Below are 20501 nucleotides of genomic sequence, written 5' to 3' on the forward strand. Positions count from 1 at the left end.
CAGCGCTGCCAACGATCCGTTTTCGTTTCCGTAACGTCTGGTAGCGATAACAGCGACGGACTTCCGACAAACGGAAGCCGCAGGATGGGGTAGTGATGTCGCAGGATTTGGCGCTGGTGGCCGATATCGGTCGCCAATCGGTACGTTTCGGGCTGACCGGCGGAGAGGCCGGGCTGATGCCCCGGGACGTGCGAAAGTTCATGACCGCGGAACACCCCACCTTCACCAGCGCGCTGGTCTCCTACCTCAACGGGCTGGGGCTCCAGGACGCGCGGCTGCCCAGCGTGCTCGCGGTGGCCGGCGCGGCGCGCGGCGATCTGATCAATCTCACCGGCAGCCGCTGGTACATCTCGCTTTCGGGCGTCGAGGCAGTGCTGCGCGTCCGCCCGCGCGCGCTCAACGAATGCGCCGCCAATGCGCTGGCGCTCACCCTGCTGCCGAACAGCGCCTTCACGCCGCTCCAGGGCCCCGCGCCCCGACCGGTCGAGGCCGGCGGCAATTATGTCGTGATCGGCGCGGGCACGGGTCTTGGCGTCTCGGCGCTGATCACCTCGGGCGGCAAGCTGGTCCCCGTCGAGAGCGAGGCCGGCCATATGAGCTTCGCGCCCAAGAGCCCCAACGGCCGCACCTTCGCCCAGCATTGCGAAGCGCGGGGCCATCCGCTCGAATATGAGGCGCTGCTGAGCGCATCCGGCCTGACGCTCGCCTATGAGGCGCTGTCGGGCGGCAAGCGCATGGCGACTCCCGAGGATGTGACGCGCAACGTCAGCCGAGATCCGGCCTGCGCCGCCACCATCTCGATGTGGGTCGAGCATCTCGGCGCCTTCACCGGCGATCTCGCGCTGGCATTCGGCGCCTGGGACGGCGTGTTCCTCACCGGCGCGATCGCGCGCGCGCTCCATCCGCAGCTGATGGACCCGTCCTTCCGCCGGCGCATGGAAGACAAGACCGCCTTCCGCCGGCAGCTCTCCGACGTGCCTGTCGCGCTGGTCAACCGCAACGACCTGGAGCTGCTCGGCGCCGCTGCCGCCTACGGCACCGCCTGAGCACGGAAACCCCGCCCTTCCCGCTCGTTCTCCCTGGGACCAGCCCCGGGAGAGCAGAGCAATGAACGCGCCGCACGACGACGAATCCGCCGAAGTCCGCAAGCGGATGTGGGAGAAGCTCGCCAAGAGCCCCTTCATCATGATCAAGCGGATCGGCACGCCCGACCATGCCGAGCCGATGACCGCGATCCTCGATCCCGAGGCCGACGGCGCCTTCTGGCTCTACACCCGCAAGGACAATCGCATCGCGACGGGCGGGCCGGCGATGGCGCAGGTCGTGACCAGCGACCACAAGCTCTTCGCCTGCATCCGCGGCAATCTCGTCCCGGAAACCGATCCGGCGCTGATCGAGAAATATTGGTCGAACATGGTCGAAGCCTGGTTCGAGGGCGGCCGCGCCGACCCCGCGCTGCTGATGCTCCGCTTCGAGCTGGAAGATGCCGAGATCTGGGAAGGCGATGAGTCGCTCTCGGGCAAGTTCAAGATGATCACCGGGATGAAGATCAAGCCCGAGGAGGCCGGCCGGCACGTCGAGACGACGCTGTAGGAACGCAATCCTCCCCCGCTTGCCGCGGCCGCCCCGCTCGGCGATAGCGGGCCCATGGGTCCATCGCTCGCACATCGCATCCGCGTCGAGGCGCACGCCGTCTGGCTTGCGGTGCGCGATCCGCGCACGCCGCTCCACGCGCGGCTGTTCGGGCTGCTCGTCGCCGCCTATGCGCTCTCGCCAATCGACCTCATCCCCGATTTCATCCCGGTACTGGGCCTGCTCGACGATGCGGTGCTGATCCCGCTCGGCGTCTGGCTGTTCGAGAAGATGGTCCCGGCCGACCAGCTCGCCGAGCACCGCGCCGCGGCCGAGGCAGCCAGCCACCGCCCGGTGAGCTGGGCCGGCGTGGTCATCGTGGTCGCAGTCTGGGTGCTCGCCGCGCTGCTGATCTGGGACCTAGCGAGCTGGTATTACGACTGACGCGTCCTTGAAGCGCCGTGAGGCGCACAAAAAGCCTCAGTCGTTCGCGGCCATCCACTGCTCGAGCACCGGCGCAATGCGGTTGCGCCACTTGGAGCCGTTGAAGATGCCGTAATGCCCGACGCCGGGCGCCAGCAGATATTGCTTCTTCGCCTCGGGCAGCTTGGTCGCGATCTCCAGCGCGGCCTTGGTCTGGCCGATGCCCGAGATGTCGTCGCGTTCGCCCTCGATCGCCAGCAGCCCCACGTCGGTGATCGCCGCCGGATCGACCTTGCGGCCGCGGCAGGTCATCTCGCCCTTGGGCAGCGAATGGTTCTGGAACACCACGTCGATCGTCTGGAGATAGAATTCCGCGGTCATGTCGCAGACCGAGCGATATTCGTCGTAGAAGCGCCGCGTCGCGTCCGCGCTCTCGTCGTCGCCCTGGACGAGATGCTTGAACATCTCCCAATGGCTGATCATGTGGTTGCCCAGGTTCATCGTCATGAACCCGGCGAGCTGCAGGAAGCCCGGATAGACCTTCCGCCCCGCGCCGGCATACATCATCGGCACGGTGGCGATGACGTTCTGCTCGAACCAGGCGTGCGGCCGCTCGGTCGCCAGCGTGTTGACCGCGGTCGGCGCCTCGCGCGTGTCGATCGGGCCGCCCATCATGGTCAGCGTCTTGGGCCGGTTGGGGTGCTTGTCGGCGCTCATCAGCGCGACGGCGGCATAGCTCGGCACCGAGGGCTGGCACACCGCCAGCACATGCGACCGCGGATCGCCCTCGGCCCCGATATGCTCGAGGAAGGCGACCAGATATTCGATGTAATCGTCCAGGTCGAAGCGGCCGGCGGCGAGCGGCACCAGCTTCGCGTCGCGCCAGTCGGTGATGTAGACGTCGGCGACCGGCAGCATCCGCTCGACCGTGCCGCGCAGCAGCGTGGCGTAATGGCCAGACATGGGTGCGACGATCAGCAGCTTGGGCCCGCCCTCCACGCCCTGGCGGACGAAGCGCTTGAGCTGGCCGAAGGGTTTGCGCAGCACGACTTCCTCGTGCACGTCGACTTCGCGGCCGTCGATCGTCGTGCGATCGAGCCCGAAATCCGGCTTGCCGCGCGGCGCGGCGGCGTGCGCGAACACCTCGAGCGCCGAAGCCAGCACCGGTCCCCCGCCGAAATAGGCGAACGGATTGGCCGGATTGTTGAGCAGGCCGGCGGAGAAATTGGCCCAGGCGCTTGCTCCTGCGAACAGCGAGCGCTGGATCTCATAGGCGTCGTAGAGCATCAAACTCCTTCACCGTACCCCGTTTTTGAAACGGTAGCGGTTCCTTTACCCTTATAGGTGCACCTGCTGCGGTGCAACGTCGCCTAGGGGAATGTACCGGCCGGCAATGCGGTTCCCTGTGGATAGTGCTCCCTTGCGGGACAGGGAATCAGTTCCCCTCCCCCGCCAATCGCGCTAGGCGCGCGCCCATGGCCGATCCCGTCCCGTCCGCCCCGCCGGCGGCACAGCCCAAGCGCAAGCTCAGCAACCTGCTGATCATCTGGGGCTTCACCCGCCGCTACCCGCTCCAGCTCGCGATCGCGACGATCGCGCTCACGGCCTCGTCGCTGGCGACTCTGTGGATCCCGCGCACCTTCAAGCAGATCGTCGACAACGGCTTCGCGGCCGGCGCCGACACCAGCCGGATCGGCGTCTATTTCCAGGGCCTGCTGCTCGTCGTGCTGGCGCTGTCGGTCGCGACGGCGCTGCGCTTCTATTTCGTCTCCTGGGTCGGCGAGCGCACCGTTGCGGACATGCGCGCCGCGGTCCACCGCAACCTGCTGCGCCTGCCGCCCAAATGGTTCGAGGAGAACCGCCCGTCCGAAATCGCCTCGCGCCTCACCTCGGACACGGCGATCGTCGAGCAAGTGGTGGGCTCCACCGTCTCGATCGCGCTGCGCAACTTGCTCACCGGCATCGGCGGAATCATCTATCTCTTCGCGCTCGCGCCGGCGATCGCCGCCTATCTCCTCGTCGGCATTCCGCTCGTCGTGCTGCCGATCGTCTGGCTCGGCGGCCGCGTGCGCAGCCTGTCGCGCGCCAGCCAGGACCGGGTGGCCGACATCGGCGCGATCGCCTCGGAGACGCTCGGCGCGATGCGCATCGTCCAGGCTTTCGGGCAGGAGCAGCGCGAGGCGAAGCGGTTCCAGGATGCGGTCTGGCGCAGCTTCGCCGCCGCCAAGCGCCGCTTCGCGATGCGCGCGGTGATGACCGCGCTGGTGATCGGCCTGCTCTTCGCCGCGATCACGCTGATCATGTGGGACGCCGTGTCGGGCGTCGCCGCCGGCCGGATCACCGGCGGCTCGATCACGGCCTTCGTCATCACCGCCGGCCTCGTCACCGGCTCGTTCGGCGCGCTGACCGAAGTCTATGGCGACCTGCTGCGCGCCTCGGGCGCCGCCAGCCGCCTCGCCGAGCTGCTCGCGCAGGAGCCCGACATCGCGCCGCCGGCCAACCCGGTGCCGCTCCCCCAGCCCGCCGAGGGCGCGATCGCGTTCGACCATGTCACCTTCCGCTACCCGAGCCGCCCCGAGACTTCGGCGCTGCAGGACTTCTCGCTCGCGGTCGCGCCGGGCGAGACCGTCGCCGTGGTCGGCCCCTCGGGCGCGGGCAAGTCGACGCTCTTCCAGCTCCTCCAGCGCTTCTACGACCCCGAAACCGGCACTGTCCGCGTCGACGGCCTCGACGTGCGCGAGGCCGATCCGGCCGACGTCCGTGCGCGGATGGCGATCGTGCCGCAGGAGACGGTGATCTTCGCCGCCTCCGCCCGCGACAACCTGCGCTACGGCGCCTGGGACGCGTCGGACGAGGCGATCTGGGCGGCCGCGAGCGCCGCCAACGCCGCCGACTTCCTGCGCGAGCTGCCGCAGGGGCTCGACACCTTCCTCGGAGAAGGGGGCGCGCGCCTCTCGGGTGGCCAGCGCCAGCGGCTCGCCATCGCGCGCGCATTGCTCCGCGACGCGCCGATCCTGCTGCTCGACGAAGCCACCTCCGCACTCGACGCCGAGAGCGAACGCCTCGTCCAGGACGCGCTCGAGCGGCTGATGCAGAACCGCACCACGCTCGTCATCGCCCACCGCCTCGCCACCGTCCGCGCCGCGGGCCGGATCATCGTGATGGACGAGGGCCGCATCGTCGAGACCGGCACCCATGCCGAGCTCGTCGGCCAGGGCGGCCTCTATGCCCGCTTGGCCTCGCTCCAGTTCGACGCCTGAGGCTTGTGGCGGCCTAGGCCGCCGCAGCCGCCTCGCCGGCCAGCGCGGGCAGGAAGTCGTCGATGCTCAGCGCCGGGTGGGGGTAGTGGAAGCGGTTCGCCGCCATCGGGATCACCACGCCCTCGGGAACGCCGGGCATGAAATAATTGCCCTGGAAGCGGTTGGGCTCGGTGCGCGCATCCTGTTCGGCATAGGCGGCGCCGATCGGCGCATAGGTCAGATCGGTGCCGAACACCGCGTAGAGCGCCATGTCGACGAAGTTCATGTGCTTGATCGTGCCGCGCAGATGCGTGTCCTGCGCGATGATCGCCAGCAGCTGCTCGCGGACATAATAGAGCGAGGCCATGTCCTTGACGACCTGCTCGAAATCATGCGCGCCATCGTGGTGGATGATCGACTTGCGCCCGGTCTCGCCGAGCATCACCGTGCGGACGTAGCTCGGCAGGTCGCCGTGGAACAACCGGATGCGCCTGGCGGCCTCGGGGTACATGCGCCGCACGCGCTCATAGGCGAAGCGCAGGTAGTTGGCGCTCACGTCGACCAGGTCGAGGTCGAAGTCGAACGGCTCGATGCACCCCGTGAGGAACGAGGTGGACCCGCCCATGAACACGCCCACTTCGACCACGCGGTCGAACTCGCCGTTGAGGTCGCGCAGCGTGCGCACCACGTCGAAATAATATTTGGCCGAGCACTGGTCCTCATAGGCCAGCTTGAGCTTGCGGACCTTGCGGGCGATCGCGTCGAACACGCGGTTCCGGCCCATCCAGTCCTCGATGTCGTTGCGCGCCTTGTAGCCCGAATAGATCTGGATCTGCAGCCGCTCGGCGAGGTCCTCCGCATCGCGGTCCTGCTCATGGGGCTGGATGAAAGTGCCGAATGTCATCTGCTTCTCCGCAAGGCGCCGCAATCCGGCGGGCTTTCCCGCATTATAGGCGGCGCGAGCACCCGCGACGCTCGGGGTGGGGATTTGCCAAGCTTCCCCTCGCGTCCAATCTCTGCTTCACTCGCTGCTTAGAAGACCGGGTATGCCGGCATCAGGAGAGCAAGATGGGCCGCGAATTCGACATCCTCGTCTATGGCGCCACCGGCTTCACCGGCCGCCTCGTCGCCGAATATCTCGCGCAGCACTATGCCGACGGCAGCCTCAGATGGGCGATGGCCGGCCGCTCGCTCACCAAGCTCCAACAGGTCCGCGAAGAGATCGGCGCCGCGCCCGAGACGCCGCTCGTCACTGCCAATGCCGACGATCCCGCCAGCCTGGAGGCGATGGTGCAGCGCACCAACGTCGTGATCACCACGGTCGGGCCATACCAGCTTTACGGCGAGGCGCTGCTCGCCGCCTGCGCCCGCACCGGCACCGCCTATGTCGACCTGTGCGGCGAGCCCGCCTGGATGCGCCAGATGATCGACAAGTACGAAGCCGAAGCAAAGGCCAGCGGCGCGCGGATCGTCTTCTCGTGCGGCTTCGATTCGATACCGTTCGACCTCGGCGTCTGGGCCGTCCAGCAAGAGGCGCAGCGCCGCTTCGGCCGGCCCGGGCCGCGCGTTAAGGGCCGCATCCGCGCGATGAAGGGCACCTTCTCCGGCGGCACCTTCGCCAGCGGCAAGGCGACGATGGCCGCGGCGGCCAAGGACCCGTCGATCCTCAAGATCATGGTCGATCCCTTCGGCCTCACGCCGGGCTTCACCGGCCCGCACCAGCCCAACGGCCTGGTTCCGCATTACGACGACGCGGTCGAGGCCTGGGTCGCGCCCTTCATGATGGCGGTGATCAACACCAAGAACGTCCACCGCACCAATTTTCTGGCGGGCTATCCCTATGGCGCCGACTTCCTCTACGACGAGATGACGATCGCCCCCGGCATCGGTGATCTCGGCAAGGCGGCGGCCGAGGCGATCGCCAAGTTCAACCCGATGAACTCCGACAAGGGCCCCGCCCCCGGCGAAGGCCCGAGCAAGGAAGAACGTGAAACGGGCTTCTATGAGATCGCCTTTGTCGCCGAGATGCCCGACGGCGAGCGCGTCACGGCGGTGGTCAAGGGCGACAAGGACCCCGGCTATGGCTCGACCAGCAGGATGATCGCCGAAAGCGCGCTCTGCCTGCTCCGCGACGTTCCCGCCGAGGGCAAGGGCGGCATCTGGACCGCCGGCGCGCTGATGCCTGAACCGCTCAAGCAGCGGCTCGAGGCACATGCCGGCATCCGGTTCAGCACCGAGGGCTGACCCGCGCCTCGGCGCTCAGCGGATGCGCCGATAGTGGAAGTTGCGCACGAACGGCACGCCCTGGCTATCGACCGAGGCGGCGGATTCGGTCATCTCCTTGCCGTCCGGCGACACCGCATAGACGCGCACCGAGGCGAGCCCCTTGTCCTTGGCGATGCTCAGCACCAGCACGTTCGGCGCCGGTGACATCAGCGCGCCGCTGTCGCCATCGGCAGTGTCGCCCAACGCCGGCACCATTCGCCCGTCGCGACGATATTCCATCGCGACGTGGCGGACGCTGCCGTCCGGCGCGGCGATGTCGACTCTGGTCCGCCACTTGCCCGCGCCCAGGTCCTCGAAGCTGTAGGTCACGCGCTTCGGCGGCGGGCCATAGCTCGCGGGCATTCGCGTCAAATCGAGCTCCCATTCGCCGAAGAAGGGCGACCGCTCCGCCACCGGCCCCGCGGCGACATGGCCACCGAAAATCAGCGCCGCGGCGGCGGCAGGGGCGAACAAGACTTTCAGGCTTGGGCACAGGTACGACATGTGGCGTCTCCCTATTCCGAAGCTATAATTCTACATATGTAGATTTAAGAGTCAAGGCACGCCTCGGGGCGCCGGCGCGACAGGCACCGAGCGGACGAGCTTGATCGGCGGCCCGCCCTCGACGATGTCGAAGCTCGAATAGTCGGGCGCGAATTCCACCACGATCCCGCGCACCTCGGTCCGGAAGCGCGTCGGCGAAAGCGCCGCCAGCCGCTCGGGGCTCGGCAGGCCGGTGCCCGCGAAGAGCCCGTCCGGCCGTACCTCGATTACCACCGAAAGCCCGCCGCCTTCGAACCGGCCCGCCGCCGGCGCCAGCTGCGCGCGCGTCAGCCGCAGCTCCTCGACGGCCGGGGCGGCCAGGTCGCTCCAGCCATAGTCGGTCGCGATCGCGCGGACGATTTCGTCGATCAGCCGCCTGCCCTGCCCCCCGTTGGTCAACACCACCACGCCCTCGCCCTTGTCGACATAGGCGGCCATGAAGGTCTGGAAGCCTTCGTTGAGCCCATCATGCCCGAAGCGGCGCGCGCCGTTCGAATAGAGCGCGGGCCCAAGCCCCCAATTGCCCTTGACTGGCGTCAGCATCGCACGCGCCATCGCCGGCGAAAGCCGATGCCCGGCCCGTCCGGCGGCCGAGGCCTGGACGTCGATCAGCAGCCGCGCGAGATCGGTCGCGCTGGTCCACAGGCCGGCCGGGGCAAGCTCGGGATAGACATGATATTTGCCCGGGATCGGCACGCCGCCGGCATGGGCAGAGGCCAGGTCGGCGCTGATCGCCGCGGAGGGCGGCTGCGCATAGGCGCTCCGCGTCATCCCTAGCGGCTGCAGCAGCTCGCGCTGCGCCAGCTCGGCGAAGGGCATTCCGCTCACGTCGGACAGCGCCAGCTGCGTGAGCACATAGCCACCGCCCGAATAGGCCCATTGCCCGCCCGCCGGCTGGACGCTGCGCACCGCGCCGCTGTTGGCCGGCTGCTTGCCGTCGAGGACCTCCTCGGGCGTCGGCAGCGTAGAGCCGGGCGCATAGCCAGCGAAGCCGTGGACCTCCAGCCCGGCGGTGTGGCTCAGCAGCTGGCGAAGCGTCACGCCTTCGGGCGCGAGCCTCGGATCGCGCGGCAGCTGCCACGAGTGGAGGAAGTGGTTGATGTCCTCGTCGAGTCCCAGCTTCCCCTGTTCGACCAGCCGCAGCGCGATCATCGCCGTGGCGACCTTGCTGATCGATGCGGCCTGGAACGCCGTGTCGGGCGTCACCGGCGCGCAGGTCGCGGTGTCGCGCAGCCCCCAGCCGCGCGCCCATTCCAGCTTGCCGCCATGGATCACCGCCACGCTGATCCCGGGCACCTGATAGGCGCGCATCCGCTCGGCAAGGCTGTAGGGCTTGGCGCCATTCTGGATCACGGCCGGGTTCAGGTTCGCGTCGACATAGCGGCTGTGTTCGTTGCTCGGCCCGCCCGCTTCGGGAGCAGGCGCGGCGCAGCGCGCCTCCACGGGCTGCGCCGCCGCGACTCCCGAGGCGATCAGCGCGGCACCGGCCCCGCCAAGCAACAATGCCCCCAGGCGCGCAGTCGAATTCGCCATCGACGTCTCTCTTCATTTGTATGGGAGTTGGCGGCGGAGCACCCGGAAACGCTATCAGGCGGCGTCTTCGGCCAGTGCCGGAGGAAAGAGCTGGGCATGCCAGCGCGCGACGACCGAGACCGTCGCCAGCTCGATCGCCAGCACCGCGCCCTGCAGCAGCGCCTGGCTCCCGTCGAGGAACAGCGCGCCCATGAAGATGACCAGCGTTGCCGCTGCCGCCAGCATCAGCGTCCCGGTTCGTGTCACGCGCGACCAGTCATGCTCCAGCATCGCCCAGGCAATGCGCAGATGCGCCACGCCGAGTAGCAACAGCAGCACCGCGAGCGAAGGCACCGCCGCCTGATAGACGCCGCGCAGCAGCGATTCCTGCGCGCCGCCCTGCAGCAGCGCACCGGCAAGTCCCTTCTGCCCCGGATAGAGATAGGGCAGGCCGAGCAGCGCGCATCCGATCTGCAGCGCTGCCATCGGCAGCATGAGGCCCAGCGCCAGCCCATAATTGGTCAGCACGAAACGACCTTCCTCGCGCGTCAGCAGCTCGCGCCACGCCGCCGCCAGGCAGCCGAGCGCAAAGGCCAGCGGCTTGCCCTCCGCCGCTGCCGCCTCGAACTCCGCCCGCATTGCAAGCGTCCATTCGCGGCGGCTCTCGCCCATGCAGCAGACCGCCAGCGCCATCACCGCGCGTGACAGCCGGGCTCTCACGCCAGGGCTCCGGTGGACGGAAGGTCGCCGCGCCCCTCGGCCATCGCCAGGGCGAGCGCGAAGCCCTCGGCGGTCAGCCGATAGGCATGGCGCGCCGGCCGTCCGGGCTGCGCCGGCTCGTGCCATTCGGCCTCGACCAGCCCCTGGTCGGTCATCCGCATCAGCAGCGGATAGAGCGTGCCCGACGACAGGCCCGTCTCCTTCATCAGATCATAGCCGTGGCGCCAGTGCAGGCGCTGCGCCGACATCGCCTCGAGGAGAAGGCGCATCTGCTTCGACGGTTGCCGCTTCCGAACCATGTGCGGAATGCAACATATGTAGATTTAAGAGTCAATCACCCTTTTAAGCGCTCCGCACGGCACGCACGGCACGCTTGCAAAATAGGATTTCGCCTGCTTGGCTCTCTGTTGTCGGCCTGGGCGCCACTCGCTCTTTGACAGTTCAGTCACCTTCGATCTCCGCGCAGGGAAACAGCGCGGCAAAACGGAAAAACCCTGCGGAGGGTGTCAACCTTGTCGACTTCCAGCTGTCCACTTCGGACTGTCAACTTCCGGTCCCACTCCGCCGGGGTACCGGGCTCCGATGTTCACAGCGAGTTCATGACGAATACGGAACAATTGCCCATCGAACGCATGAGGTGTCCTATGCGCATCGTTCCGCTGGTTTTCGCCGCCGCCCTGCTCCTGCCCTTGCCGGCTGCTGCGCAGAGCCTCGGCAGCCCCACGGGCGCCACCGCACCCCGCCCACGCGCAGGCGACTGGGGCGGCACCATCACGCAGCCGCGCGGCGGCTACCGAACCGAGCGCGCGGGCGAAGCGCAGCCGGGCTACGGCTATGCCCGCGAGCTCGGGAATCTCCGCCGTGAAATCCGCCAGGCGCAGGACAATGGGCAGATCACGCGGCGCGAAGAGCGCGCCCTGCTTCGCGAGAGCCGCCGCGTCGGCGGCTTCGGCTACCGCGCAGGCGGCTTTTCCGGGCCTGAAAGCCGCGCGGTCCGGGAACGGCTCGAGATGCTGCGCTCGCAGGTGAGCGCCGCCCGCACCCGCGGAATCTCGCGTCAGCGGTAAAGCAGCAGCAGCGCCACGGCGATCGCCACGCTGGCGCCGATCACCAGCGGCACCAGCTTGCGCCGCCGCCGCTCGTCCGCTGCTTCGCGTGCGGCGAGATCGACCCAGTAGAGCCCGGGCAGCGCGGCCTTGATCACCCCCGCCTTGAGCAGCCGGTCGAACTGGCGCTGCTCGATCAGGCTCGGCGGGCTGTATTCGATCGCGTCCTGCGGGCTGGTCGCGTGCCAGACGCAGAAGTGATTGATCACGCGGCGCCGCGCCCGTGCCGCCGCAGCGGCCGCGATCGGCACCACATTGCCCCCGGTCGTCATTGCTCGCCTCCCCTCAGCGCTTGCGGCCCTGGTGCCGGATGTTGGCGGGCCGCCCGCGCCGCTTGAGGTCGCGCTTGGGTCCCCGCGGGCCCCTTCGGTCGCCGCGTTCGGCGCTGCTCGACGCCGAACCCTTGCCGTTGGGCAGCTCGAAGCGCAGCGCGCCCGACACCGGATTAGCCTCGACCAGCCTGAGCGGCAGGCGCTGACCGAGCGCGAAGCTCTCGCCACTGTCGTCGCCCACCAGCTGGTGGGTGGTCTCGTCGTAACGGAAGAACTCGGCCCCCAGGTCGCGCACCGGAACCAGCCCGTCGCCGCCGATCCCCTCGATCGTCGCGAAGAAACCGAAGTTCTGCACGCCGGTGATCCGCGCCTCCATCACCTGGCCGACATGCTCGGACAGGTAAGCGGCGACATAGCGGTCGATCGTCTCGCGCTCGGCCTCCATTGCGCGCCGCTCGAGCTGGCTGATGCTCTCGCCGATGCGATCCATTGTCGCCGCCTCGTCGAAGGTCAGCCCGCCGGGGCCCAGCTTGTACGCCTCGGCCAGCGAGCGGTGGACGATCAGGTCGGCATAGCGGCGGATCGGCGACGTGAAATGCGCATAGCTGCCGAGCGACAGGCCGAAATGCCCCGCATTCTCGGGGCCGTAATAGGCCTGGGTCTGGGTGCGCAACACCTGCTCCATCACCTGCGGGCGGAAATCGGCCTCGCCCACCCGCTCGAGGATGCGGTTGAAGGTCGCGGGCTTGATCACCTGCCCCAGCGCGAACTCGACGTCGAAGGTCTTGAGATATTCCTTGAGCGCGACGAGCTTCTCGCGCGCCGGCGGTTCGTGGACGCGGTACATCACCGGCGCCTTCTTCGCCTCGAGCGCCTTGGCCGCGGCGACATTGGCTGCGATCATGTAATCCTCGATCAGCTTGTGCGCGTCCAAGCGCTCGCGCGGGGCCACCGAGAGGATGCGCCCCATCTCGTCGAGCATGATCCGCCGCTCGGGCAGGTCGAGGTCGAGCGGCTCGCGGTTCTCGCGCGCCTTGTAGAGCGCGCGCCAGCAGTCCCACAGCGGCTTGAGCGCAGACTCGGTCAGCGGGTGCTCGATCGTCCCGTCGATCGCCGCCTGCGCGTCCTCATAGGCGATGTTCGCCGCGATCCGCACCATCGCCCGGCTGAACCGCCAGTTCTTGAGCGTCCCGTCCTTCGAGACCACGAGGTGGCACGCCATCGCCGCGCGGTCGGCGCCTTGCTTGAGCGAGCAGACCTCGGCCGAGAGGATCTCGGGCAGCATCGGCACGACCCGGTCGGGGAAATAGACCGAATTGCCGCGCTTCCTCGCCTCGCGGTCGAGGATCGATCCCGGCCGGACGTAGAAGCTGACGTCGGCGATCGCGACCACGGCCTTCCAGCCGCCGGGATTGGCGGGATCCTCGTCGGGGGTCGCCCAGACCGCGTCGTCATGGTCACGCGCATCGGCCGGATCGATCGCGACGATCGGCAGGTGCGTCAGGTCCTCGCGCTCGCCCAGCTCCTGCTTCGAGACGCGCTCGGCCTCGGCGAGCAGCTCGTCCGAGAAGACATTGGGAATGCCGTGACGATGGATCGCGATCAGCGAGAAGCTTCGCGGCGCGAAGGGGTCGCCCAGCCGCTCGGTGACGCGGGCGAAGATCCGCGGCGGCCGGCCCGCCTTTTCGGCGAGCACCAGATCGCCCGGCTCGGCGCCGTTGCGGTCCGAGATCGGATAGCTGCGCCGCTCCTTCTTCTCAACGCCCTGGAGATAGAGCCGCCCGCCCTCCTCGTGCACCACGCCGAGCATCTGCTCCTCGCCGCGCGCGAGCTTCTTCATCGGGTGCGCGATCAGCCCGTTGCCGGCCTCTTCGGTGCGCGCGAGAATGCGGTCGCCCACACCCAGTGCGCTGCGCTTGCCGCGCGGCTCGCGGACGCGCAGCCGCGGCACGGGCACGCCCTCGGCCTCCCAGCGCTCTGGCACCGCCCAGGTCGTGTCGCCGTCGGCATCGACGATGCGCAGCACCGTCACCTTGGGCACGCCGCCCATCTTGTGGAAGGCGCGGCCGGGGGCGACGTCGATCAGACCCTCGTCGCTCATGTCCTTGAGCAGCGCCTTGAGCGCGATCTTGTCCTGCCCATTCAACCCGAAGGCGCGGGCGATCTCGCGCTTGCCCGCGGGCGCATCCGACGATGTGATGAAATCGAGGATCTGCTGCCGGGTGGGCAGGCCTGCTTTTGTTTTGGTTCTTGCCATTGGACCCTCACAATAGGGACTCGCGACCCGCCTACCAACTCCTTAGTCTGGCGCCTGTGCCCTATGACCTTCTCATCGCCGGCGGCGGCATCAACGGCTGCGCGATCGCGCGCGAGGCCTCGCTCAACGGATTGAGCGTGCTGCTGGTCGAGAAGGACGACCTGGCGGGTCACACTTCCTCCGCCTCGACCAAGCTGATCCACGGCGGGCTCCGCTATCTCGAGAACTACCAGTTCCGGCTGGTTTATGAGGGGCTGCACGAGCGCGAACGGCTGCTCGCCGCCGCACCGCACCTGATCCGGCCCATGGCGTTCGTGCTGCCCCACGCCCATGCGCTGCGCCCGTGGTGGATGGTCCGCGCGGGCCTCTATCTCTACGATCTGCTCGCCGGCGCATCGAGCCTCCCCGGTTCGCGCGGCCTCTCGGCGCGCGACGAGGCCTACACCGATCCGCTCGCAGGCACGCACCGCGGCTTCGTCTATTCGGACGCCTGGGTCGACGACGCCCGCCTCACGCTCGCCAATGCCGTCGACGCCGCCGCGCACGGCGCCGAGATCGCCACGCGCACCTCGCTGCTCTCCGCTCGGCGCGAGGGACCGCTGTGGCATGTCGAGCTCTCGGACGGGCGCAAGGTCGAGGCCCGCTGTTTCGTCAACGCCGCCGGACCCTGGGTGATGGACCTCATCGGCCGCGCCGGGATCTCGACCGCGTCACGGGTTCGGCTGGTCAAGGGCAGCCACATCGTCGTGCCGCGGCTGTTCGACGGCGACCACGCCTATATCCTCCAGCAGCCCGACCGCCGCATCGTCTTCGCCATTCCCTATGAGGACCGCTTCACCGAAATCGGCACCACCGACGTGCCGGTCGAAAAACCCGAGGACGCCGGGTGCTCGGCCGAGGAAGTCACCTATCTCTGCACTGCGGTGAACCGCTATTTCACGCGCAAGGTCGGGCCCTCGGACGTGGCATGGAGCTGGTCGGGCGTGCGGCCGCTGCACGACGACGGCAGCAAGGCGGCGCAATCGGTGACGCGCGACTATCTGCTCGAGCTCGACGAGGATGGGGCGCCGGCGCTCTCGGTGTTCGGGGGCAAGATCACCACGGCGCGCGCGCTGGGCGAGGAAGCGGTCGAGAAGATCGGCAAGGTGCTCGGCATCGAGACCCGCGCCTGCACGCGTGCGCGGGTCTTCCCCGGCGGCGCGATCCCCGCCTTCGAGCATTTCCTCGACCAGGTCCGCGGCCGCTGGCCGTTTCTCGGCGACGCGCGATCGCGGCGGATGGCGCGCGCCTATGGCAGCCTGCTCGGCGAGATGCTGCGCGACGTGCATGAGGAGACGGCGATGGGCGAGGCGTTCGGTGCGGGACTCACCGAGATCGAGGCGCGCTGGATGCACGCGCGGGAGTGGGCGCGGACGCCCGAGGACGTGCTTTTCCGGCGCAGCAAGCTCGGCCTGCACCTCAGCGAGGCCGAACGCGCTCGGTTCACCGCGTGGTGGCAAGCAACTATCGCTTAACCAATTGTTGATAAGTCAGAATGTAGCCATCTTGGCCGGGGGTGAGAGGGCTATGGCAACAAGGCTATCGCAGTATCGAAGCGTCGGTCCGGCGCTCGTAGACCAGCGTCGCGAAACGCGGCACCGCATCCTCGTGTCGCAAGCCACGCTTCGCGGCGAGGGCGAGGAGCCGCTGGAAGCGACGCTGCACGACCTGTCGGTCTATGGTTGCCGTCTGGCCTGCTCGACCGAGCATGCGGAAGGCGAACGGCTGTGGCTGCGGATCAAGGGCACCATGCCCGTCGCGGCGACCGTGGTGTGGAACGACGGCGACCATATCGGCTGCCGCTTCGACGCCCCGATCGAGCGCAGCCTGATGCGCTCGCTTACGCTCGTCATCTGCTGAGCCCGTCCCAGCCGCTCAACACATCGGTTCGAACGAAGCGGCTCGCCTCTTCGGAGCTGAGCATCCGCCGCGTCGGTGAAGCCGGGCCTGCGCCAGGCCCGTGGCTCGCATATTCGAACAGCCGTGCTTCCTGCGGCGTGAGCTGGCGGCGCTCGCCGTCGGGACCCTTGTAGCCCATCCAGGTCCACCCCTCGCGCCGGATGTGCGCGTCCATCCAGCAGCGCAGGAACACCGACTGGCCGGTGAGCGCCATGTCCCCGCCTGCACGCCACGGCCGGCCGAGCCAGGCCGAGTGGTTCGGCACGCCAGGCTCGCGCAGCAGCCGGCAGCGATCGAAGACCAGGCCGAAGGGCTGCGCCGCCGGCGTGCTCGGCGCCGTGACGAAGCCCGATCCATTGGTGCCGGGGACGAAGCGCGTGACGATGTCGCATTGCTCGAACCAGGCCGCGGCGCCGCCGAAGATGAAGTCCACCCCGCCCGCGATCCGGCAGCGGGCGACGCGCGTGCGCGACTGGAGGTAGAAGGTGTCCTGATAACCTTCGAGCCGGCAGTCCTCGACCAAGGCCCGGTCGGCGTCGCGCGTGATCATCAGCGCAACCGCCTGGGCGCCGTTGCCCTCCCCGTCGCGCTTGACGCCGACATAGTCGAAGCTGTTGCGGATGGTGAGGTTGCGGAGCGTCACGCCCGGCGCGGCGACCGTCAGCGTGGCGGAGCGGCCCGTGCCCCAGGTCCCGCCACCCGGATGCGGCAGGCCGGCATAGGTGCCATGGACCAGCTCGGTCCCTGCCGCGCTGCCGACGATCGTGACATTGGGCGTCGCGATGGTCAGCTTCTCGACCAGCCGGCCCGGCCGCACCAGGATGCGGAAGGGCCTGCCCCCCGCCGCGGCGGCCTGCTCCAGCGCGGCGCCGAGCGTGCCGGTGCGCGGATCGACCACGGCGTCCCATTGCTCCTCGGCGCGCGCGGCGAGCGGCAGGGTCAGCGCCCCGGCGAGGAAGGCGCGGCGGCCGGTCACCAGCGGTAGTTGAAGCTGATGCTGACTCGCTTGTCCTTGCCTGCGCCGGGTGGGACCTCGTGACGCAGCCAGCTTTCCCACAGCAGCACCTCCCCCGGCTCCGGCAACACCTCGACGAAGCTCCGCAGAAGCTCCGGCGCATCCTCGCGGCGTGGCGGGGCGGCCATCAGCATCGCGAGGCGCGGATCCTCGAACCTAAGCCCGCGCGAGCCCGGCGGCAGCGCGACATAGAGCGTACCCGAGACGACGCTGTGCGGATGGATATGCCCGCTGTGCCCACCCTTGCCGTCGAGGACATTGACCCAGAGGCTGTCGAGCTTGAGCTTCCTGCCGCCCAGATCGAAGGCGCAGGCCTCGGCGAAGCGCGCGACGTGGCGGTCGAGCAGCCGCTTCAGGTCCGCGAAGTTCGGATCGCGGATCGGCAGATCGTCGAGCGAGGCATAGCTGGTGTAGCCGCGATAGCCGTGCTCGCGGCACCAGCGCTTGCCGGCAACGTCATCCTCGGCGAGCTGGAGGCACGACTCCTCCAGCGCATCGAGCAGCTCCGCGTCGCCCAGCGGCTCCTGATAGACCTGCGTGGCGAAGAGCGTCCGCATCAATAGGCGCGCGCGACCAGGATGCGCTCGACCGCGGGCTTACCGGTGAAGAGGCAGTTGCCCTCGGCCGGCGCGGCGCCGATCGCCACGTTGCGGAAGGTGAGCTTGAGCCCCTTCAGCCGCTCGACGACCTGGTCGAGCTCGGCGCCGGTGGGCTTCGACCAATTGACCTCGACCCAGCCCGGCTTCTCGCCCTCGAACGCCTTTTCGAGCGCGGCGAAGTCGGCCACGTCGCGGCGGATGTTGGCCTCGGTGCGCGCCCTGGCCTGGTCGTACAGCGACTGCTGGATGCTCTCGATCAGCCCGGTCGCCTCGTCGACGAACTGGGCGCGCGGCAGGATCGCGCTGTCGAGCTTGCCGTCCTCGCGGTAGAGCCGGTCGCGGCGGATGACCGAGACGTTCGCCCCCGCGACGTCGCGCCCGCCGACCTCGATCACCAGCGGCGCACCCTTCTTGACCCAGGCCCAGCGCTTGTTGGCAGCCTTGGCGGGGCGCAGGTCGAGCAGCGCGCGCACCGGCTCGCCGAAGACGCTGAGCACCGAAAGCTGCTGCTGGAGCTCCTTGCAGTAATCGACGATCGCCTGATCCTCGGGCTGGTCGCGCAGCATCGGCACGATCACGACCTGCCAGGGCGCGACGCGCGGCGGCACGCGGAGCCCGTCGTCATCGCCGTGCGTCATGATCAGCCCGCCGATCATGCGCGTCGACATGCCCCAGCTGGTCGTCTGCGCGAATTCGAGCTGGCCCTCCGCATTCTGGAAGCGGATGTTCTGGGCATGGGCGAAATTGGTGCCGAGGAAATGGCTGGTGCCCGCCTGGAGCGCCTTGCCGTCCTGCATCATCGCCTCGATCGACCAGGTCTCGACCGCGCCGGGGAAGCGCTCGTTCTCGGGCTTCTCGCCGGCGACCACCGGCATCGCCACGCATTCCTCGGCGAAGCTGCGATAGACTTCAAGCATCTTGCGGGTCTCTTCGCGCGCCTCGGCCTCGGTGGCGTGGGCGGTGTGCCCCTCCTGCCAGAGGAACTCGCTGGTGCGCAGGAACATGCGCGTGCGCATTTCCCAGCGGACGACGTTCGCCCATTGGTTGATCAGCACCGGCAGGTCGCGCCACGACTGGACCCAGCGGGCGAAGGCGGTGCCGATCACCGTCTCGGAGGTGGGGCGGACGACCAGAGGCTCTTCGAGCTTCGCCTCGGGATCGGGGACGAGCCCGCCCTTGCCGTCGCTCACCAGCCGGTGGTGGGTGACGACCGCCATCTCCTTGGCGAAGCCCTCGACGTGCTCGGCTTCCTTCTCGAAATAGGAGAGCGGGATGAACAGCGGGAAATAGCAGTTCTCGTGGCCCGTCGCCTTGATGCGATCGTCGAGCAGGCGCTGGATGCGCTCCCAGATGCCATAGCCCCACGGCCGGATGACCATGCATCCGCGGACGCCCGATTCCTCGGCAAGGTCGGCCTCGGAGATGACGGTCTGGTACCATTGCGCGAAATCGGCGTCGCGCGTGACGTTGAGAGCGTGCTTGATCATGGCCCCGCCTCTAAGGTCGTAACCCCGCAGCCGCAACATGGACATGACGCGGGCCTGCGCCTACCGCCTCAAGCCAATGCAGAACGACCGCGTCTTCACTGGCCTCGCGCTGAGGCTGTTCGCCATTGCCTGCCTCTCGACCATGTCCGCGCTGATCAAGCTCGCCGAGACGCGCGGCGCGACGCTGGTCGAGACGATGTTCCACCGCCAGCTCTGGGCCGTGCCGCTGGTGACCGGCTGGATCGCGATGGGGCCGGGACTGGCTTCGGTGAAGACGAGCCGCTTCGGCGCGCACGTCTCGCGAACGGCGGTGGGCGTGACGGGCATGTTCTTCACCTTCGGCGCGGTGCTGCTGCTGCCGCTGGCCGAGGCGACGACGCTGCAGTTCACCGTGCCGATCTTCGCGACGATCCTGGGCGCGGTGCTGCTGCGCGAGCCGACCGGCTGGCACCGCTGGGGCGCAGTGATCGCGGGGTTCGTGGGCGTGCTGATCGTCGCCCAGCCGTGGAGCGGGCACTTCCCCTTCTACGGGGCAGTCGTGGGGCTGCTCGCCGCGCTGTTCGTCGCGATCGTGGCGGTGCTGCTGCGCCAGCTCGGCCGGACCGAGAGCACGGGCACCACGGTCTTCTGGTTTTCGGTGCTGTCGCTGCCGCCGCTGGGGATCGCCTATGCCTTCCAGCTCCAGGCGCATGACGCGGCGACCTGGGCGATCCTGGTCGGCATCGGCCTCATCGGCGGCATGGGCCAGCTCGCGCTCACCGGATCGCTGCGCTTCGCGCCGGTCTCGGCAGTGGTGCCGATGGACTATTCGAGCCTGATCTGGGGGACGCTCTACGGCTGGGCGATCTTCGGCGCCTGGCCCACGCCCTACACCTGGATCGGCGCGCCGCTGATCATCGCGAGCGGGCTCTACATCGTGTGGCGCGAGCGCGTGCGCCACGTACGCCAGACCGAAGGCGCGACCGACGCGCCGGCGAGCTAGGCCGGACATCGGCCGGTCGGGCCGAGACCAAAGGTCACACCAAGGTCACACTATCGCGGCGGTTCGAGCGGGGCCTGCCATCGGCCGATCCGGCGGCGCGATGCCCGGAAGTGGACACGGCGGAAGTGGACAAAGTGGACACTCCAACGCGGGCGCATGCGCGTGCGTATATGCCTGCGCGCGTGCATGTGCGTGTGCGCGTGCGCGCGAGACGCCGATTATATTCAGATTGAGAAAGAACGTTCCCGTTTTGTTTCAGGACAAATCCTATTTTGCAAGCGGCAAGATCGTGCGCCGGGGCGCCAGGCTGTATCGACATTCAACCTGCTTCTCCGCCTCCTCACGGAGGGGCGAGGGACCTGGATGTCGATACGTCCTAGGCCGCGTGGACAAAATCCAGCACGAGCCCATTCCGCTTCCAGGCAGCGCTAGCGCCCCCAGAATATGCCTGAGATCGGGTGGAAAGCGGTCCGGCCCCTTTGGGGGCACAGGGCCGGAAAGTTGCCGTTCCCAGCCGTTCATTGCGAGATCGGGATCGGCGGACGCTCTTCAAAGTGGTCTGGGACAGTAT

Annotated in this window: 20 protein-coding genes; 9 read left to right on the forward strand and 11 right to left on the reverse strand. The window is 68.5% G+C overall.

Annotated elements, in window-relative coordinates:
• Positions 1-95: 95 nt before the first annotated feature.
• From J7500_RS14990 to J7500_RS15000, 3 genes are all read left to right on the forward strand, one after another.
• Complete coding sequence (locus J7500_RS14990) at positions 96-1046, forward strand: glucokinase (protein WP_294062649.1); 951 nt, start codon at positions 96-98, stop codon at positions 1044-1046.
• 61 nt (positions 1047-1107) lie between these two features.
• Positions 1108-1593, forward strand: coding sequence for a pyridoxamine 5'-phosphate oxidase family protein (locus J7500_RS14995; RefSeq protein WP_294062650.1), 486 nt, complete (start codon positions 1108-1110; stop codon positions 1591-1593).
• 54 nt (positions 1594-1647) lie between these two features.
• Positions 1648-2016, forward strand: a complete 369-nt coding sequence (locus tag J7500_RS15000; protein WP_294062651.1) for a YkvA family protein — start codon at positions 1648-1650, stop codon at positions 2014-2016.
• A 36-nt stretch (positions 2017-2052) separates the two neighbouring features.
• On the opposite strand, the gene J7500_RS15005 is transcribed toward J7500_RS15000, so the two are convergent.
• A complete protein-coding gene (locus J7500_RS15005; protein WP_294062652.1) occupies positions 2053-3282 on the reverse strand; it encodes a polyhydroxyalkanoate depolymerase in 1230 nt (409 codons plus the stop codon).
• A gap of 188 nt (positions 3283-3470) precedes the next feature.
• Between J7500_RS15005 and J7500_RS15010 the strand changes: the two genes are divergently transcribed.
• Complete coding sequence (locus J7500_RS15010) at positions 3471-5255, forward strand: ABC transporter transmembrane domain-containing protein (RefSeq protein ID WP_294062653.1); 1785 nt, start codon at positions 3471-3473, stop codon at positions 5253-5255.
• Positions 5256-5268: 13 nt separating this feature from the next.
• Here J7500_RS15010 and J7500_RS15015 read toward each other — a convergent pair whose 3' ends face one another.
• A complete protein-coding gene (locus J7500_RS15015; RefSeq protein ID WP_294062655.1) occupies positions 5269-6138 on the reverse strand; it encodes a class I SAM-dependent methyltransferase in 870 nt (289 codons plus the stop codon).
• A gap of 164 nt (positions 6139-6302) precedes the next feature.
• Here J7500_RS15015 and J7500_RS15020 point away from each other — a divergent pair, with 164 nt between their 5' ends.
• Positions 6303-7478, forward strand: coding sequence for a saccharopine dehydrogenase NADP-binding domain-containing protein (locus J7500_RS15020; protein WP_294062656.1), 1176 nt, complete (start codon positions 6303-6305; stop codon positions 7476-7478).
• A 15-nt stretch (positions 7479-7493) separates the two neighbouring features.
• Here J7500_RS15020 and J7500_RS15025 read toward each other — a convergent pair whose 3' ends face one another.
• Genes J7500_RS15025 through J7500_RS15040 form a run of 4 tightly spaced genes read right to left on the reverse strand, consistent with a single transcriptional unit; the run spans position 7494 to position 10543 of the window.
• Positions 7494-8003 (reverse strand): hypothetical protein, encoded by a 510-nt coding sequence (locus J7500_RS15025; RefSeq protein WP_294062658.1) that lies wholly within the window; start codon positions 8001-8003, stop codon positions 7494-7496.
• Positions 8004-8054: 51 nt separating this feature from the next.
• On the reverse strand, positions 8055-9575 hold the full coding sequence (locus J7500_RS15030) for a serine hydrolase (RefSeq protein WP_294062659.1): 1521 nt from the start codon (positions 9573-9575) through the stop codon (positions 8055-8057).
• Between the two features lie 54 nt (positions 9576-9629).
• Complete coding sequence (locus J7500_RS15035) at positions 9630-10274, reverse strand: hypothetical protein (RefSeq protein WP_294062660.1); 645 nt, start codon at positions 10272-10274, stop codon at positions 9630-9632.
• Positions 10271-10543, reverse strand: coding sequence for a PadR family transcriptional regulator (locus tag J7500_RS15040; RefSeq protein WP_294062662.1), 273 nt, complete (start codon positions 10541-10543; stop codon positions 10271-10273). Before J7500_RS15040 ends, J7500_RS15035 begins: the two co-directional genes overlap by 4 nt.
• 375 nt (positions 10544-10918) lie before the next feature.
• On the opposite strand from J7500_RS15040, the gene J7500_RS15045 reads away from it, so the two are divergent.
• Positions 10919-11341, forward strand: coding sequence for a hypothetical protein (locus J7500_RS15045; RefSeq protein WP_294062664.1), 423 nt, complete (start codon positions 10919-10921; stop codon positions 11339-11341).
• Here the strand turns inward: J7500_RS15045 and J7500_RS15050 are convergent.
• Together J7500_RS15050 and rnr are read right to left on the reverse strand one after the other, a co-directional pair.
• Positions 11332-11652, reverse strand: a complete 321-nt coding sequence (locus J7500_RS15050) for a hypothetical protein (RefSeq protein WP_294062666.1) — start codon at positions 11650-11652, stop codon at positions 11332-11334. The two genes, J7500_RS15045 and J7500_RS15050, sit on opposite strands and share 10 nt — an antisense overlap.
• 13 nt (positions 11653-11665) lie before the next feature.
• Entirely contained in the window at positions 11666-13909 is a 2244-nt protein-coding gene (gene rnr, locus J7500_RS15055) for a ribonuclease R (protein ID WP_294062668.1), read from the reverse strand.
• 56 nt (positions 13910-13965) lie between these two features.
• On the opposite strand from rnr, the gene glpD reads away from it, so the two are divergent.
• Positions 13966-15423 carry a glycerol-3-phosphate dehydrogenase gene (gene glpD / locus J7500_RS15060; RefSeq protein ID WP_294062670.1) on the forward strand — a complete coding sequence of 486 codons (1458 nt, stop codon included), beginning with the start codon at positions 13966-13968 and terminating at the stop codon, positions 15421-15423.
• A 52-nt stretch (positions 15424-15475) separates the two neighbouring features.
• Positions 15476-15808 carry a PilZ domain-containing protein gene (locus J7500_RS15065; protein WP_294062671.1) on the forward strand — a complete coding sequence of 111 codons (333 nt, stop codon included), beginning with the start codon at positions 15476-15478 and terminating at the stop codon, positions 15806-15808.
• Here J7500_RS15065 and J7500_RS15070 read toward each other — a convergent pair.
• From J7500_RS15070 to proS, 3 genes are read right to left on the reverse strand one after another with little or no spacing between them, the layout of a single operon-like run.
• Positions 15798-16823, reverse strand: coding sequence for a pectinesterase family protein (locus J7500_RS15070; RefSeq protein ID WP_294062672.1), 1026 nt, complete (start codon positions 16821-16823; stop codon positions 15798-15800). The two genes, J7500_RS15065 and J7500_RS15070, sit on opposite strands and share 11 nt — an antisense overlap.
• Positions 16820-17419: a TIGR02466 family protein gene (locus tag J7500_RS15075; protein ID WP_294062673.1), complete on the reverse strand. Its 600-nt coding sequence runs from the start codon at positions 17417-17419 to the stop codon at positions 16820-16822. Before J7500_RS15075 ends, J7500_RS15070 begins: the two co-directional genes overlap by 4 nt.
• Entirely contained in the window at positions 17419-18948 is a 1530-nt protein-coding gene (gene proS / locus J7500_RS15080; protein WP_294062675.1) for a proline--tRNA ligase, read from the reverse strand. The genes J7500_RS15075 and proS overlap by 1 nt, the downstream gene beginning before the upstream one ends.
• Positions 18949-18991: 43 nt before the next feature.
• Between proS and J7500_RS15085 the strand changes: the two genes are divergently transcribed.
• On the forward strand, positions 18992-19930 hold the full coding sequence (locus J7500_RS15085; protein ID WP_294062697.1) for a DMT family transporter: 939 nt from the start codon (positions 18992-18994) through the stop codon (positions 19928-19930).
• Positions 19931-20501 lie beyond the last annotated feature (571 nt).

It is taken from the genome of Sphingomonas sp., from assembly GCF_017744835.1.
Lineage (GTDB): Bacteria > Pseudomonadota > Alphaproteobacteria > Sphingomonadales > Sphingomonadaceae > Sphingomonas.